Here is a 16231-nt window from a genome sequence, read left to right on the forward strand (position 1 = left end):
TGCCGCCATGTTGAACTTTATTAAATCGTCTTTTCTGGTTGCTTCCCTCGTCGCCTCGGTCAGCCTTGCCGGCTGCAAAAACAAGGCTGACTCGACGACCGCCCCTGCGGGCGACGTCGCGACCACCGAGCCAGCCATGATGTCGGCCGGGGAAACCGCGGGCTTTAAGATCGTCTCGACCACTGAACTCAACACGTGGATGAGCGAGAAGAAGGTCACCGTCGTCGACGCCAACGGCACCGAAACGCGCACCGAAACCGGCTATATCCCCGGCGCGGTGCTGCTCACCAACTCCGAGGCATTCGAGGCCTCCGAGCTGCCAACCGACAAGAACGCCACGCTGGCGTTTTATTGCGGCAGCCCAATGTGCAGCGCTGCCCCCACCGCGGCGAAGAAAGCCGTCGAGCTTGGCTACACCAATGTCGTCGTCTACTCGGGCGGCATCAAGGGTTGGGTCGACGCTGGCATGCCGGTTGAAAAACTGGCGCCCGCTGCCAAATAGTTGATTTGGGGCGCTGGGCGCCCCAACGCCGATCAGGCGCGTTACCATTCTAGGCGGTGGACGTTACGGGTCAGACGCAGCTCATTTCGACGCAGCTTGAGGTTCACGACCAACGCCAGCTCGAGATCGAGCTCGACTACCACCCCAGTGGCACCGGGCCGCAGACCGAGTATCAGATCGATACGACGCTGTTCATCCCGCGCAGCCTGAACGTCGACGAGATTACCTGGCCGCGCGAAATGTTTTATCGCGACCTGCACAACTATGTGCGGCTCAAGACGCCGTCGATGGCGATGGACGAGATTATCAGCAAGCCCGCGTCGCCGCTGCGACAGCTCGAGGCTAATCCTTACTTTGGCGACCTGCCGCATCGCCGCGACGATTTCGATGCGCAGCATCCCGACAAGCTCTTTGAGGCTCAGGTCGCCGAAATGATCTATGACGCCAAGATGCTTGGCTGCGTGTTTCGCGGCGCCTTGCGCGGGGCGTCGCGCAGCCTCAAGCGCGCGGTGCGCGCCGCCGATGCCGAGGCCGCAGGACGCATCGTCGACCAAACCATGGCGGCGGTCGACGACGTCTCGCGCCGTTTTCGCGCGTTGGTCGCCGCACAGGCCGTGCCCGCGGGCGAGGGCGCAGCGAGCGAGCGGTTCGCCCATTCGCAGCAACGCGTCGCCACCGCGCTGCGCCTCGTCGACGAATACATGAGCCTCAACATCGAGGAGTACTTGCGGCGCATGGTGGTTCATCTCGCAAATCTGCCGACGCAGGCAACTATCGACGACCAGCGGCGCAAGCTCATGGACATGATCGTAGCCGACGAGGCGCATCGCAAAGCCCAAGACCTCACCTCGATCATCGAACCCTTGGGCGACAACGAGGAATATACGCATCGTCTTTCGCTGCTTAAAAAATTCTGCCAAAACATTCTATTCCTCCGCGTCCAGCGCACCCAGCACCGTAAGGCGTGGGAAGAGGTGTTTTTTGCGGTCGCCGCGGGCGCCGCGATGGCCGTGGCGCTAAGCATCACGCTGGCGGCGCATGCGCAGTTTCAGCAGGTCTCCTTCAACTTCTTCTTGGTGGCGATCGTGGCTTACATCTTGCGCGATCGCATTAAGGACGGCCTGCGGAACTTTCTCTATCGCCACGCGGGCAAGTACCTCTACGAGCGCAGCACGCGCATCCTCGATCCGCTTACCCACGAGGTGGTGGGCGCGTGCCAAGAGCGCGTCGACTATGGCGCCGACGTCAAGGTGCCGCCCGTGGTCCGCAAGCTGCGCAGCCAAGATGCCCTGGTGCTCGCGGTGCAGGCCGAGCTTGAGGAATCGGTGATCCGCTACCGCAAGGTCATCAAGCTCAACTCGGAGATTCTGCCTCGCCTGGGCGATGGCATGACCACCGGCATCACCGACATCATCCGCCTCAATGTCGATCGCCTGCTCTACGACATGGATGACCCCGAATATATTATTGACTATGTCGACATGGAAGAATTGACCGTGGAACGCCTGCGCGCCGCCAAGAGCTATCGTGTCGACGTCGCGTTTCGTTTCGCGGTCAACGACGGCACGTCGCACGTGCGCGCGACACGGTTGGTGCAACTAGTCATCGACCGCAATGGCATCAAGCGGATGCACCAAGGCCCGTGGGTCGCCGAGCCATGAGCGGCGCGCCTACCACGCAGGCGACGCTCACGCGCGCGGAGCTAGTCGAACTCGAACGCCGCCATGTTTGGCCGCCTTATACGCCGCGCGACCGTCATGAGGGACAAGACCCGTTGGTCATTGCCCAGGGCGAGGGCTCGCACCTGATCGATGTTGACGGCGCGCGCTACATCGACGCGAATTCGTCGTGGTGGACGATGGCGCTCGGGCATCGGCATCCGCGCTTGGTCGCCGCGCTCACCGCGCAGCTTGGGGCGCTCGATCACGTATCGGCGGGCGGTGCGACACATCCGCAGATCGCGCAGCTCGCCGCCGAGCTCGCAAAGGTCGCCCCTCCTGGCCTCGTGCGCACCCACTTTTCCGACGATGGCTCGACCGCGGTAGAGGCGGCGGTCAAGATCGCGGTGCAGTACTGGCATCAGGCCGGGCGTCCTGCGCGCACGGAGTTTGTCGCGCTAAGCGGCGCGTATCATGGCGACACGATGGGCGCGATGAGCCTGGCCTCGATCGCGGCCTTTCGCGGCCCCTTCGCGCCGCTGCTGTTTAAGACCAAGCAGCTGCCCAGGATCGAAACGGACTGGGAGCCGGCCATTGAGGCGCTTGCGGCCTATCTGCGCGACCACGCCGATCGGGTGGCAGCGCTCGTCGTCGAGCCAATGTGCCAAGGCTCCGCTGGCATGCACTTGTATCCCGCGGCCGCTTTGCGCGCGGCGTACGAGCTAACGCGCCAGCACGACGTACTGATGATCGCGGATGAAGTGTTCGTAGGGTATGGCCGCACCGGCGCCATGTGGGGGTGCGATCACGCGGGCGTTGCGCCGGATATCATGTGCCTCGGCAAGGGGTTCACCGGTGGCATGTTGCCGATGGCCGCGACCATGACCACCGCACGCATCTATGATGGCTTTGATGGCGGGCTTGCGCGGGCGCTGATGCACGGTCACACCTTTTGCGGCCACGCGCTCGGCGCGGCGGTGGCGCGCGAGACGTTGGCGATCTATCGCGATGAAGAGATCATCGCCGGCGTGGCGCCTCGGGCGGCCCTTCTGGCCGACGCCATGAACACGCTTGCCGCGCAAGGCCTTGGCCGTAACCCGCGCGCGCTTGGCATGATCGCCGCCATCGATCTCGGCGCGGCTGGCTATGGCGGCGGTCTTGGTTGGCAGGTGGCGCAAGCGGCGCGCCAACGCGGCGTGTACCTGCGCCCGCTTGGCGATACCGTCTATCTGACGCCGCCGCTCAATATCGAGCTCTCCGTGCTGCGCGAGCTGCTAGCCGCGGTGGCCGATGCGGTAGCCACGGTTTGCGCGAAATAACCCTAATTTTGCCTTGCGCCACCTTAACCGATCCCCTACCAATCGCCCCACTGCCGGGAATTAGACACCGTGAACAACGTTGGCTAAGATGAGGTCCATATGATGGTTGTGTTAGGAAACGCGTTTGTAGCGGCCATCGCCGGTGGGATTTTTTTCGCGACGCTACGGCTGAAGCGCACGCCAAAGTGAGGCCGTGAGTGCGCGCAACCGTCCTGCCGCTGGTCTCGCGCCCGCCGACGCTTGCCGAATTAGAGCTTTGCGACCTCGAAGCGGTGCGCCTCTTGCTCCGCGGCCACTCCGTCGTCGACTGGCATCGGCTCTCGTTTGAACACCATGAGCACGTCGACCGCTTCTTGCGGCTAAACGAGTTCAACCCGCAGGCCGAGGACGAGATGGTGCGGCTCGAGGAAATTCGCCACCAGGCGGTTGAGTACCTCATGCGGGTGCACGGCTTCTCGCTGCCCGAGCAAGTCTCGGACGACGTCGCCGCGCGCGACTTATTGCTCGTAGCCTCGCGCCAGGGGCCTGACCAAAAGTGGGCCTGCGTCGTCCTCAAGACCATGCACATCATGCACCACATCGCCGGCCGCGAGACGTTGCTCAGCGTCTCGATCTCCGACGATGCCATTTTCCGCGAGATCGAGCTCAAAGTGCTTAAGGTGGTCGAAGAGTTGCGCGCGGCCGGCGCGCCGATTAGCGAATTTCAGTGGAGCCGCAAGTCGCGCGATTCGCAGGTGACCAAGCTACTCGCCAAGCGCTCGACGATCGCGGCGAATATCTATGACAAGCTGCGGTTTCGCCTCATCGTGCCCAATGCCGACGACCTGCTGCCAACCTTGGTCGCGTTGACGCGGTATCTCGTGCCGTTTAACTATGTCGTGCCTGGCGAGTCGCTCAACCAGTTGATCGATCTGAGGCACGTCGTCGAGCACACTGGTGATCTCTTGCCGTTGGCGGCCAAGATGCAGATGGACGACGAGGGCGCGGCCGAGCGCCGCTTCAACGAGTTTTCTGGCGCCGAGTATCGCATCATCAACTTTGTCGCCGACCTGCCCTTGCGCCTCGACGGCATGCTGGCGGCCGATGAGATCACGCCAGAGCTGTCGCACGTCGTGTTTGCGCTGACCGAGTTTCAGATCTGCGATCGCGAGACCGCACGCCGCAATGAGCAGGGCGATGCCAGCCACGATCTCTACAAGGCGCGCCAACACGACCGCGTGCGGCGGCGCCTCTTGCGCGGCGAACACGACGCCCTGCCCGAATAGCCAACAGAATCGCATTGAGTGGGTAAATTTCGGTGTACGGCTTCGCGAGCCTCGTTACAGCCAGACGGCTGCGCCTCGGCATCGCTGCAGGCGTGCACCGAAATTTCCTCCACCCACTGCGTTCTGTTCTACGCTATTTTGGATCTTAGATTGCGTTTCTATTTCACGCGTACGCTTAGCCAGGCCAGGCGACGTACAGCGCCACCGCGGCGGCCACGGCGAGCAAACACGCCCCGATTAGCGCGCGTCGTAGCAGGCGGTGCGCGCGCGTCGTCGCCACCAGCGCCGCGCGTTGTGCCTCCTTGAGCTGCTGCATTTGCTCGGCGAGGGCCTTTAGCTGACCCGGCATTGCCAACATGCCTACGACATAGTCCTTGGTGATCTCGCCAAGCGAGGCCGTCCACTCGCCCGCATTGGCGGTCATGTAGCGCTGCACGTGCGGCGCGACGAGCGTCATCGGATCGAGGGATGGCGCTAGGCCACGGCAAACGCCAAACAGCAGCAGCATGGTGCGCTGCAACGCGATGAATTCCCCCGGCACATGAAACACCGCCGCCACCTCACGCCAGGCCAAGCCAAGCATGGGTCCCTGCCCCACCCGCGCAAACAGCCGCGCCGGATCTTGAACCAGCTGCTGCACCGTGGCTGGATTGAGCTCGACTTGCGCTGCAAAATGCTGGTGCAGGCGCGAGACAATGCGATGAAAGGCGTCATCCATCGCGTCGTCGTCACCGCTGCGCTTAGCAACGAAGCCAAGGGCCCGCAACGACGCCACCACTTGCGCCGTGTCGTGGGTCAACACGCCATGCAAGAGGCGCAAGATGCCTTGCCGGGTCTGAGGCGCCACCCGCGCGACGGCGCCAAAATCGAGCATTACGAGCTGCGGCGCTACCTCATCCGCGCCGCGGCGCACGCGCAAATTTCCTGGATGCGGATCCGCATGATACAAACCGTGCGCGAATACCTGTTCGCAATAGAGCCCCATGAGTTGGCGCGCTAGCATCTCGCCACCTAGGCCGTCGGGGTCGCCTTCGCTTAGCGGCGAGCCGGCTTGATACGTCATGGTCAAAACGCGCGACGTCGAGTGCGACGCGATCACTTGCGGCACGGCGATGTCGCGCCGCCCGGCGAACGCCCGTTCGAACGCGCCGACGTTGGCGGCCTCGGCGGCAAAGTCGAGCTCTTGCATCACCAAGGCCGAAATCTCGGCAAACATCTCGCGGAAGCCGGCGTAGGGGTAGTGTTTGGTCAGCGTGTCGAATACCCAGGCCAAGGTGACCAAATCATCGGCCACCGTTTGTTCAAGCCCCGGATACTGCACCTTGACCACGACCTCAGTGCCATCGTGCAAGGTGGCGCGATGCACCTGCCCAATCGACGCCGCGGCCAAGGGCACATCGGCGAAGCTGGCGAAGCGATCGGCAAGGGGCGCCGCAAGTTCGGCCTCAACGCGCGCCTTGATCTCGTGCAATGGGCGGCCCGGCACCTGATCTTGCAGCGAGGCCAGCTCATCGCGAAACGGCGAAGGCAGCCAGGCGCCAACCACGCTGACGAGTTGGCCGACCTTGATATATAAGCCACCGACCTCCGCAATGGCCGCCGCCATCTCGCGCGCGGTGCGGGCATGCGCCTTGGCCAGGGCGGCGGTTTGCCGCGCCTCACCTCGTAGCCACACCGTGGCGGCAAGCCAGCGATAGCGCGCCAACGCGCGTCCCATCGTTTTATAGACCACCGCCCGCCGCTGTGCTGACGCCGTCACGCCGCCACTGTACACCATGCTCGGCGCCGTTTTGCCGCCGTGGTGCCTAGCAAGTGGGATACAATAAGAGCCATGGCAGACGGGCAATCAGACGACCAAGGCGCCGGCTCGCAAGACCGCTTGGGCGGCGCGCCAAGCGAGGTTGGTGAAGGCGAAGGCGGCGGCGCAACGGTGCCGCCCTACTTGCGCGAGGCGACGCGCGAACTACCAGAGTTCGTGCGAGCCAAGCTCGAGGCCGCGCTACCCGACGTCATCAAGCGCACGTTTTCGGCGGGGCTTAGCGCGATGTTTGCCTCCGAAGAGGGCCTGCGCAAGCTAGCCAAGGAAATGAACATCGCCGACATCCCCGGCATGATCTCCAATACGACCAACACCACCAAGGACAAGGTGATGGAGATCGTGGCGCGCGAGGTGCGCGACGCCTTGGCGTCGATGAACCTCGCCGAGGAAATAGCCCACATTCTCACCACGCTCTCGCTCGAGGTGCGCACCGAGATCCGCTTTATTCCCAACGACTCGCGCGCGGCGCGCGTCGAGCCCGAGGTCAAATCGTCGGTGCGCGTGCGCCCGTCGGCGCGCGAGCGCGGCGTCGCGGTGGCCAAGCGCCTATGGGCACGCCGCAAGGGCGAATCGGTGGCGCTGGGTCGCGCGGCCGGCCCCAGTGTCGTGGGCCACGCCGCGCCCGAAACGTCGCCACTCGCGCCGCGCCCGGCTGGCATCACCCTGCCACCGGACGACGAGCCCGAGCCGACGTAGCCGCCAGTAGGTGTCCTTGCGGCAGCTGCCTGTAGTTGGCGCGCCGTGTAGCCTTAGCGCCGCGAGTCGTTCGCCTTAGCTATTCGGCCGGCTTTCTTTCCAGGTTGCCGAGGAGCGAGGGTAGCTGTAACCACTGCGCCGATGAGAACAAAATTCGATTAAGCAGCCGAGCCTCAAGGCAACCGCGCTTCAACAACTGGGTGCGGTTTCAGCCGGCGACATATCAGTGTTCTGAAGGCTTTAAATCCCCCGTGATCCGGCGGTTTGCACCCTGCCAGCCCCGGCCACGCGCTTACCACCGACCGCAATGTCCGCCCCGGACTACCCCCGAATCGAATTAACGCAGCGCTAAAAACAGCAGATAGAGGAGCATCCGTGAAACGCATCTTAATGGCAGCAGGTTTGGCAGTGAGTTTGGCAGTAGGTGTCCCAGCTTCGGCGGCGACGTATTACGTGGGTCCCGGAACGACGTTGCGGCAGGCGGTTGATCTCGCCAATGCCCATCCTGGGAACGACACCATCCTCCTCGTAGGCAGCATTTCAACGTTGTCCCAGTGTCCTGGGCCGAACGACGACGACTACCACGACAACAACCTCAACGGGGACCTCGATGTCAACGACCCCTCTGGTGGCTCGCTGACCCTCCAGCCGTTGAATTGGGGCGGAGACGTCGCTCCAGTGACACTGACCACCAAATGTACGCAGCGGTTGATAGACAACCGTGGGCCTGGGCCGCTCATCATTCGTGGAATCATCCTCAGTGGTGGGCATGCTTTGACTGAGGGCGGAGCGATTCGATCCTTGTCAGCACCTTTGACGTTGGATCGGGTGACGCTGAAAAACAACGTTGCCGATTGGGGCGGCGGCGCCGTGTCTCTTAAGAACTACCCATTGAGCATTACCAACAGCCTGTTCGAGAACAACGCGACCGTCGCCAGCCCAAGTTATCAATATTCTTCCGGTGGCGCGGTTTATTTTTCGAACAGCCTGGTGACCATTTCCAACACCCAATTCAACCACAACTCGGCCAGCAGCAACGGCGGTGCGATCTTGGGTGAATCTGGCTCTTTGGATATCACCTCGAGCTGGTTTGAAGGCAACGTAGCAATCGCAGGTGGAGCACTCCACCTCCTCGATGTGGATGCGACTGTGGGACAAAGCGAATTCAGGTACAACTTGGCGCAGGGCGTTACAGGTGCCGCTGGCGTGGGAGGTGGCGTGAGGGCTGGGTGCAGCACAGTGACGCCCTGGGCAGATCCTCGGGATGAAAAACTGCACCCGTTGTTCACGCCAGACTGTGCCCTGGCACTTACCGACACTGACTTTTCAGTCAACGTGGCATCCGACCAAGGCGGAGGGCTTTGGGTGGACCAGATGGTTGCCAGCATCGAAGGTGGCCAGTTTCTCGGAAACCATACCGACGGTTACGGAGGGGGTGCCTATTATTACCGTTCCCACGGTCCAATTAATAATGCCCTATTTCACTCCAATTCTGCCGGAGAGGCTGGGGGCGGTGTTTATTTCGATTTGAACGGCTACCTCAACGCGGCCACAAATAACTCCTTTACACACAATACAGCTGGCGTGGGAGCTGGAGGATTTTTCATCGGAGGAGGGAGCCTTGCTTGGATTACCGGCGGGAACTTCGAAGGAAATGAGGCGCAGTACGGAGGTGGTTTGATGGTTGGGGAAGACGCTAGAGTGTACGTGTCTCAGGCGCTCATCAAAGGCAACAAAGGCACTATGCAAGGAGGTGGTGTGCACGAATACACGTCTATTTACACTGAACTTTCCAGAACCACGGTTGAACAAAACACGTCCGACGAAGGCGGCGGCGTATGGGGCACCAACCTATTCGTGGTCGACAGCACCATTACGCAGAACACTGCCGCCGGCCGCGGAGGAGGTGTTTATGGCTATTATTTCTTCGTTCAAGGTGTCGGCGTTTCACTGGCTTCGTCCACAGTCGATCACAACCATGTCTACGGAACGAATGGTGGACTGTTTGGCGGAGGGGGTTTGTTCGGCAGGGTTGCGACCAACAATGTGACGGTCGCTTACAATACCGCGAAAGACAATCTGGGTTCAGCTGTCTACATTCCTTCGGGCGGTAAAGGGCATTTCTTCAATACGACGGTGACCAGAAATGGGATTGACGCTGTACAAGGTGGGGAACAAGTGCGGGTTCAGGGGCGCTACCTTTTCAAACACACCTATGTGGGGGAGGACGCAGGCTCAGACGCGGATTGCTATTTCTCAGGGGCAACGGCCGAGACCTTTACGACCGGCCGAAACAATTACGCGACCGATGCAACATGTTGGGCAAACTCACTGCCATTTCACAACACAGCCAACGGGATTCCTGCGCAGTTCGGGAACTTCGGAAACTACGGCGGTTTTACCCAGACGTTGCGTATGTACAGCAGCCCCATCGTTGACTACTACCCGTGCTTGGGCCCACTCGATCAGCGGCACAAATCCCGTCCCCAAGGAGCAGCCTGCGATGTTGGTGCCACGGAGTACGGAACCGAAGATTTTCCGGGAGCGCCGATTGACACCCCTTATCCGTGGCCTGCGGATGCATGGTTTTCTGAGTACTCTACTTATTTGACTGGAGCCGGTGAGGCCGCTCCCGATTACCCCCGCATGGAGCTCACGCCGCGTTAACCAGCGCAAGCTGTGTTAGCCACCAGCGGCATGTCCCCAAGCGGCGAGCACTCTGGTGTTTTGTTGTCTGTGCTTTCAGTGGCAGGCGCGGTCGAAGTGTCGTTGACAGTCTTAGTGATCTGCGGCTTTAAATCCCCCGCAATCTGGCCTCTTGTAACCCGCCAGCCCTGCACGACGCCTGCCCCCTCCGCCATGTCCGCCTAAAATTTCCTAGCCTCAGGTCACAATGGCAGCGGCGTCACAAAAGTCGATCGCTTGGCAAACGGCGCCGGTCTGCGCAATCCCCTGGTTTCCCGGCACGCACACATCTTGGTGTCCATCGCCCATAAAATTCCAACCCAGCGCATGTTCGCGGCCGCCGCCGCCGAGAACTAGAAGTTTAATGCCCTGCCATACCACAAGGCTATTGCCTCTCGCACTACCTCGTATGCCTACCTTTTGGCGGCGGGGAGACAGCTTGCGTAGGTTTTGGAGCGCCATGCGTCTTTCTTGACGTCATACAGCCACAAAAAATTCTTGTCGACACCAACGAGCAGCGCCGTCTTGCCGTCAAAATCCGCAACATTGCCCAGATGATGTGACACCGGATAGCGCTGCTCGTCAGCGATGTAAAGATAAGAGCCATCCGTCATTCTCGCCAAAACGTCATCCTCTAGAGGCACCAGCTCTCCAATGACAACGTCCCAATCAGTGAACTGATCGCTCGCAAGTGCGGGGCGCCAGCTTGGAGCCAACAGCCCTTTTGGTACGGCCCTCTCTGCCAACGTAGCTGAGAGGCCGACTTACCCAAAGATTAGTGTTGAGGGCAGTCGAGGTATGCAAGATGATTCAAGGCATGAAAAAAGCGACCGAGGTGTCGTCGGTAGCACAGCGGCGCCGGTTCTCGGTTAACGAAAAGTTGCGAATTCTGCGGGAGGCCGATGCCTGCGGCAAAGAGCGCGGTGGGGTCACGGCCCTGTTGCGCCGGGAAGGGATTTACTCGTCGCATCTGAGTATGTGGCGTCGGCAGCGCCTGGCTGGCCAGTTCGGCGCTGCGCCGAAGAAGCGGGGCCCCGTGGCGGTGCCACCAGATGCGCGGGATAAGCAAATCGCTGACCTTGAGCGGCGCGCCGCACGGGCGGAGGCGCGGGCCGATCGCGCCGAGCGGTTGTGCGCGCTCAAAAAAGTCTCGGAGCTGTTCGGGATACCGCTGCCGGATCCCGAGAGCGAGCCCAAGCCTTGATGGCGATTGTTGCCGACACCTCGGGCGTCGACGGCGTAGCCTGCACGTGTGCCAGTCTGGGCGTAAGCGTGGCCAGCTACTATCGCGCGCGTCGTCCGCGGGTGCATGGGCCGCGACGGCCGCGGCGATCACCCCGTGCGCTCAGCGCTGCGGAAGCGGCCGATCTGCTATCGATCTTGCACGAAGACCGCTTTGCGGATCTAGCGCCCGCGCAGGTGTATGCGACGCTGCTCGATGAAGAGCGCTTTATTTGCTCAGAGCGCACCATGTATCGCGTGCTCGCGGCGCACCACGAGGTGCGCGAGCGCCGCGCGCAACGGCGCCACCCCGCGTACGCCGCGCCCGAGCTGCTGGCAACCGGGCCAAACCAATTGTGGTCGTGGGACATCACCAAGCTTAAGGGCCGGCAACGTGGTCCTACTACTACTTATACGTCATTCTCGACGTGTTTAGCCGGTGCGCGGTGGGCTGGATGGTGGCGCCGCGCGAGAGCGCCGAGCTGGCAAAGAAGCTGATCGGCGCGACCTGCGTGCGTCAAGGCATCGACCGCGATCACCTCACCATCCATGCAGATCGTGGCAGCTCGATGCGCTCCAAGCTGGTCGCCGAGCTGCTCGCCGACTTGGGGATCACAAAGACCCATTCGCGGCCGCACGTCTCAAACGATAATCCGTACTCTGAGGCTGGCTTTAAGACGCTGAAATACCGTCCCGATTTCCCGGCGCGGTTTGGCTGCCTAGAAGACGCACGCGCCTACTGCGCCGATTTTTTGCTTGGTACAACGAGGAGCACTACCACAGCGGCATCGGCCTCCAGACGCCGGATGACGTCCACTACGGTCGCGCGCAGGCCCGTACCGCGAAACGGGCCGTCGTATTGGCCGCCGCACAGCGAGCCCACCCTGAGCGTTTCGTCAACGGCACGCCGTGTCCGCCACCACTGCCGACCGCCGTATGGATCAACAAACCAAAGACAGGAGAGGTGATTCCAAGCCAGAACCATTCACTAAATTAAGCCACCTCGGTCTCTCAAATGCGTTGACAGGCTCCGCGGAGGCGAGAGGACGCCAACGTCCGCGCCAAAATTGCCAAATATCGCTGGGCGTTGGGCCTACAAAGATAGCGCCGGGCGAAAATGTCCGAGGCTTGGCTGCGTCGGGCCCCTCGATCCCAACCAGCTCTACCGGTACGCGCGCTCTGCTAACCACCTGCAAATCGCTAGCGCGCGCAATGATGAGCTCGTTTTCATGGTTGTCTACCGCAATGATGAAGTCTGCGTGGCGAGCGTAGGACGACGTGGGGATGCGTACCTTGCTGACGACGTCGATGAGTTCGGATCCTGTGAAAACAATGGAACTACCCGGCAGGGCCCATAGCTGCCGTAGATCCCAGCCGACTTCGATGGTATCGATCTTGCCACCTGGGCTGCGGATGCGAAACGATCGATCGTAGAGACGCCACCACGCCTCTATCGCGCCAACCTTGAACCACACCAGCGGTTCCGACACCAGCGACTGGTTTGACTTGCGACTAGCGGTGGCGGCCTTCGACGGCTTGCAGCGCCCATCGCCCAGCGAAAGCTGCATAAGCACCTCGTGCGCGCCGACTTCGGTATAGCTAAAGTGATGCGCACCGGTATTGGCATTGGCGAACCAGGGCTTTTCTTCCCGGCTCTGAACCAGCGCGGTGCGAACGCGAAGCTCCACCATGTCCTCTGGTAACAAGCGGCCCCCGCTGACCTCCATTGTCGTGTGCGATTGCACGTTGCTTCCGAGGCAACCACCAAGCACGGCTGCGGTTAGCATGACCGCGCCCGACAACGCGAGTGCCCTTTGCAGACGCAACGACATCAGGCTTTCTACCGCCCCCAAGCGCGACAACGCCATACCAAAGCAACGCGCATATACGGTGGACAATGAATTAAGCCTTGATCAGCTCGTTTAAGGTTACGCGCAAGGGATGCGACCGCGGTCGCGGGCTGCCATTCCATGTCAGCCAGTCATCCCACGAGTCAATTCCGGATCTGCGTAATTGCAGTGATCTGAGGGCTTTAATTCCCCCGCAATCTGGCCTCTTGTAACCCGCCAGCCCCGCACGGCCCTTGCCACCCACGGCAATTTCCGCCCGAAGTTTCCTATCCCCCCGCCAACGATTACCCACCGTTCGAGCACAGGAACTGCGTTGAAAAGCCGCCGCATGCCACCGACAATACTGGGCATGCGGGACTATAGTGCGCCGCCGATATTGTCTCCTGCGCCCTTACCGGTTTACCAGCTTTGGCTGCTTGCGCTGGGCGTCCTTCGTTGGATTGTCCGTCGAGCCGAACGGCCGCAATTCGCGCTTGGAGATGTCTTGCAGCGAGGCGCCTCCAAAGATGGTGGCGAGATAGGTCGCAAGGACGCTATCATCGGCGCCCGTCACGGAAATGTTTGCGACAAAATCCGTGTCGGCAAACCCTTGCCACTGCTTCATCTCTTCAATGTAGAGCACGCTGGTACACGCCATCAGCATCACTGCACGCGGCTTGGCGGGCGGGTTGTAGGCGGCGATCAGATTGCGTGCTAGCGACAACCCTTGCGTGCCCTTAGCGGCGTCATCGACATGCGCGCCGGTTTGCGGCGTCTCGCGATTCACCAGCACATTGCCTGCGCCACTGCCGATTTCGTCAAAATCAGGGCCATAGCCTGATCGGCCGTGGCCATAATACAGCGTGCCATCGCTATGAGCGGCGCCACGCAAGAACGCATCTGGAGCCGCTGCCCCCATGCCCGGGGTGATGAAGCGCAAGACCACTTGATGCGTATGTCCATCTTCGATCGCAGTACCGACATATAACTCGACCCCATCACCAGGCGCGGGTGCGCCGAGATCGCCGATCAGCTTGGCGCCATGTTGGTCATTGCGCTCAAACCCCATGGCGAGCATTTCGTTTCGCCAACTTGCTACGGTGCGTTCCCACCAAATGCCTTCGATTGGCGCTCCCAGTCGGTCCAATACCAACTTGTCCTCGAGATCCATCAACGCGAGCTCCTGCGCTTCAGTGAGATTCTCAGTGCCGCCAAATGCCTTGCGCACCTCGTCGCGTACCCGATCCGCTTCTTCAGCGTACGGTTTGCCATCTGCCGTCGATTGCACGGGAAATTCTAAGTGGCCAAGCGCAATCGTAAGATCGATCACGCCGTCGGCTAGCATGGAGGCCACGTCAAAATACGTCTCGTGCTGCTCCAGCTCGAGCAGGGCCGCTTCGAGCGTCCACGAATTGTTAAACGTGCTGCCAATAATTGCGGTCAATGCGGCAACCGTTTCCTGCGACCAAAGCCCATCAACCGCTATCTCATGGCCAAATCGCCGCAATGCTGCCTGTAAGGTGGCGACATCTTCATCGCTCCACCCTGGCCTACCGTAGACGGCGACATATGCCAACGATGCTTCCTGGCGACGTTGCACTTGCCGGCTGAACTCTTGCTCCTGGCGGAAATACGCAACGTTGTCGTTTAGGATTTCATTGACGTCGGCAAATTCCCACTCAGTCCAGTCTATTGCGTCGGTTTCCCACGTGGGGGCGTCCGCGTCAGCAGCGCCAATTGCCGTCGCAAGAGCTTTTCCGGTTCGCTTGCCCCACGCGCCATCAATAGTGATTTCGTAGCCTAGCGCAACGAGCGCAGTCTGAATCAAGATCACTTCTTGCTTGGTCCACAATGGCGGCGTGCCGGCAAGCGCCATCGACTGCAATGCAAGTGACGCCCACATGGTGTCGTCGGCCATCTCCCTTGACTGGCGGTCAACGCCATCGTCCGCACTGATTGCGGCGCCCACGGCCCTCAGTTTCGCCCCTGCCATACCTCTCTCATTGTATAGCAACCTGCCATCCAAAATCGAACGCGCCGAGTCGATTGTGCCTCTACTCAGCCGGCGTATCGATATTTGCGTCGATCCATTTAATATGCTTACTCACGCGCACATCGTAAGTGTAGTACCCGGTGCCGTCAGGCATCGCTATGGCGTGATGAACACTTACCTGCACTAATTGACGCGAAGCGTTTCGAATCATTCCTGGGCCACCGCTGTCGCCTTGACGCACCCCAAGGTCTTGCGACTCGCCATGGCACACATAGAATGAATCCGGAATTTCATCGATTTCCTCGGTGCCTGGCACGTCGCCAAACATCGACTCCTCGGCCAGCTCGCAGGTCTTTGCTTTTTGCGTAATGGTTCGCAAGGCGCCCGCGCTCGCCGCGTCCTCAGGAAGCACGGTGCCAAACCCGGCGTGGATAATTTTGGTTCCGGTCTTGGCGACAGAGCGCGACCGGTTGAGCTTCATCGGCTTCACGCCTACAACAGGCTCTTTGAGATAGACCAGCGCCAGATCATAGCGCTCGCCTTCTACCGTCGCCAAATCGTAGTCGGGATGGAGCAAGATGTCGCTCACTTCGTAGTCTATCGACTCGGAGCGGAACGGATCAACGCTTTGAGTAGCGATTAGTATCGATGCCACTTCGGCGAGGTCAACGCAATGTGCCGCCGTAAGCACGGTCTTTGGTGCAATCAGCGTACCGGTGCAATTGGGACCTCGATAGTTCTTGGAGATGAACGCGACCACGCTCGGAAACTCATTGACTCTCGCCAGGCGTCCACCCGCAATTTTGTCGTCTTGCTCGTCCGAGGGATCGACGGTCGCGAGAGGATCGATGCATGCGACCAGATACGTGCCCACGACGCAAATAAAGGTTGTGAAGAATGTGTTGCGCATTGTGCCTCGCAAACGTCAATATATTCGAATAAGTCTGACTTCAACTGAAATCGAAAAGCCCCTACGGGGCGTGCCTCGACCCTGGTGCAATGCCGCCATCTTGGGCGGGTCAGCTGCCGAAAACAAAAAAGGCACCGGGTCTCCCCAGTGCCAAATTTGTTACGTCGCGGAGCGGACGGGACGCGAACCCGCGGCCTCTGGCGTGACAGGCCGGCGTTATAACCGACGTAACTACCGCTCCAACGTATTCAGGTTTCACCAATCTCAGTGATCTGAAGGCTTTGAATCCCCCGTAATCTGGCCTCTTGTAACCCGCCAGCCCTGCTCGGCCCTG

General features: G+C 60.8%; 13 protein-coding genes, 1 tRNA gene and 1 pseudogene. 8 read left to right on the forward strand and 7 right to left on the reverse strand.

The window, feature by feature from the left end; all coding sequences use genetic code 11:
- Positions 1 to 7 precede the first annotated feature (7 nt).
- The 4 genes from IPL79_11880 (at position 8) to IPL79_11895 (ending at position 4744) form a co-directional block, all read left to right on the forward strand.
- Positions 8 to 502 carry a rhodanese-like domain-containing protein gene (locus IPL79_11880; GenBank protein MBK9071684.1) on the forward strand — a complete coding sequence of 165 codons (495 nt, stop codon included), beginning with the start codon at positions 8 to 10 and terminating at the stop codon, positions 500 to 502.
- Positions 503 to 558: 56 nt separating this feature from the next.
- Positions 559 to 2163: a hypothetical protein gene (locus IPL79_11885; protein ID MBK9071685.1), complete on the forward strand. Its 1605-nt coding sequence runs from the start codon at positions 559 to 561 to the stop codon at positions 2161 to 2163.
- Positions 2160 to 3479: an adenosylmethionine--8-amino-7-oxononanoate transaminase gene (bioA, locus tag IPL79_11890; protein MBK9071686.1), complete on the forward strand. Its 1320-nt coding sequence runs from the start codon at positions 2160 to 2162 to the stop codon at positions 3477 to 3479. Before IPL79_11885 ends, bioA begins: the two co-directional genes overlap by 4 nt.
- Before the next feature lie 197 nt (positions 3480 to 3676).
- On the forward strand, positions 3677 to 4744 hold the full coding sequence (locus IPL79_11895; GenBank protein MBK9071687.1) for a TIGR04552 family protein: 1068 nt from the start codon (positions 3677 to 3679) through the stop codon (positions 4742 to 4744).
- Positions 4745 to 4919: 175 nt separating this feature from the next.
- Here the strand turns inward: IPL79_11895 and IPL79_11900 are convergent, their stop codons facing one another.
- Positions 4920 to 6503 (reverse strand): AarF/ABC1/UbiB kinase family protein, encoded by a 1584-nt coding sequence (locus tag IPL79_11900; protein ID MBK9071688.1) that lies wholly within the window; start codon positions 6501 to 6503, stop codon positions 4920 to 4922.
- A 72-nt stretch (positions 6504 to 6575) separates the two neighbouring features.
- Between IPL79_11900 and IPL79_11905 the strand changes: the two genes are divergently transcribed.
- A complete protein-coding gene (locus tag IPL79_11905; GenBank protein ID MBK9071689.1) occupies positions 6576 to 7259 on the forward strand; it encodes a hypothetical protein in 684 nt (227 codons plus the stop codon).
- 375 nt (positions 7260 to 7634) lie between these two features.
- A complete protein-coding gene (locus IPL79_11910) occupies positions 7635 to 9926 on the forward strand; it encodes a hypothetical protein (protein ID MBK9071690.1) in 2292 nt (763 codons plus the stop codon).
- A 216-nt stretch (positions 9927 to 10142) separates the two neighbouring features.
- Here the strand turns inward: IPL79_11910 and IPL79_11915 are convergent, their stop codons facing one another.
- The gene (locus IPL79_11915; GenBank protein ID MBK9071691.1) at positions 10143 to 10310 is read right to left on the reverse strand and encodes a hypothetical protein; all 168 of its coding nucleotides are present in this window, start codon (positions 10308 to 10310) and stop codon (positions 10143 to 10145) included.
- A gap of 47 nt (positions 10311 to 10357) precedes the next feature.
- Positions 10358 to 10660: a hypothetical protein gene (locus IPL79_11920; protein ID MBK9071692.1), complete on the reverse strand. Its 303-nt coding sequence runs from the start codon at positions 10658 to 10660 to the stop codon at positions 10358 to 10360.
- A 101-nt stretch (positions 10661 to 10761) separates the two neighbouring features.
- Between IPL79_11920 and IPL79_11925 the strand changes: the two genes are divergently transcribed.
- Together IPL79_11925 and IPL79_11930 are read left to right on the forward strand one after the other, a co-directional pair.
- A complete protein-coding gene (locus IPL79_11925; protein ID MBK9071693.1) occupies positions 10762 to 11148 on the forward strand; it encodes a transposase in 387 nt (128 codons plus the stop codon).
- Positions 11148 to 12162 (forward strand): annotated as a pseudogene (locus tag IPL79_11930) (IS3 family transposase). The gene IPL79_11925 and the pseudogene IPL79_11930 overlap by 1 nt, the downstream one beginning before the upstream one ends.
- On the opposite strand, the gene IPL79_11935 reads toward IPL79_11930, so the two are convergent.
- The 4 genes from IPL79_11935 to IPL79_11950 all read right to left on the reverse strand — a co-directional run bounded on the left by IPL79_11935 (position 12107) and on the right by IPL79_11950 (position 16138).
- Entirely contained in the window at positions 12107 to 12997 is an 891-nt protein-coding gene (locus IPL79_11935) for a hypothetical protein (protein ID MBK9071694.1), read from the reverse strand. The pseudogene IPL79_11930 and the gene IPL79_11935 sit on opposite strands and share 56 nt — an antisense overlap.
- A 409-nt stretch (positions 12998 to 13406) precedes the next feature.
- Complete coding sequence (locus IPL79_11940) at positions 13407 to 14987, reverse strand: hypothetical protein (GenBank protein ID MBK9071695.1); 1581 nt, start codon at positions 14985 to 14987, stop codon at positions 13407 to 13409.
- Positions 14988 to 15048: 61 nt separating this feature from the next.
- Positions 15049 to 15861, reverse strand: coding sequence for a trypsin-like serine protease (locus tag IPL79_11945; GenBank protein ID MBK9071696.1), 813 nt, complete (start codon positions 15859 to 15861; stop codon positions 15049 to 15051).
- Between the two features lie 203 nt (positions 15862 to 16064).
- A tRNA-Asp gene (locus IPL79_11950) sits at positions 16065 to 16138 on the reverse strand.
- Positions 16139 to 16231 lie beyond the last annotated feature (93 nt).

It is taken from the genome of Myxococcales bacterium, assembly GCA_016716835.1.
In the GTDB taxonomy this organism is placed as follows: domain Bacteria; phylum Myxococcota_A; class Polyangia; order Haliangiales; family Haliangiaceae; genus JADJUW01.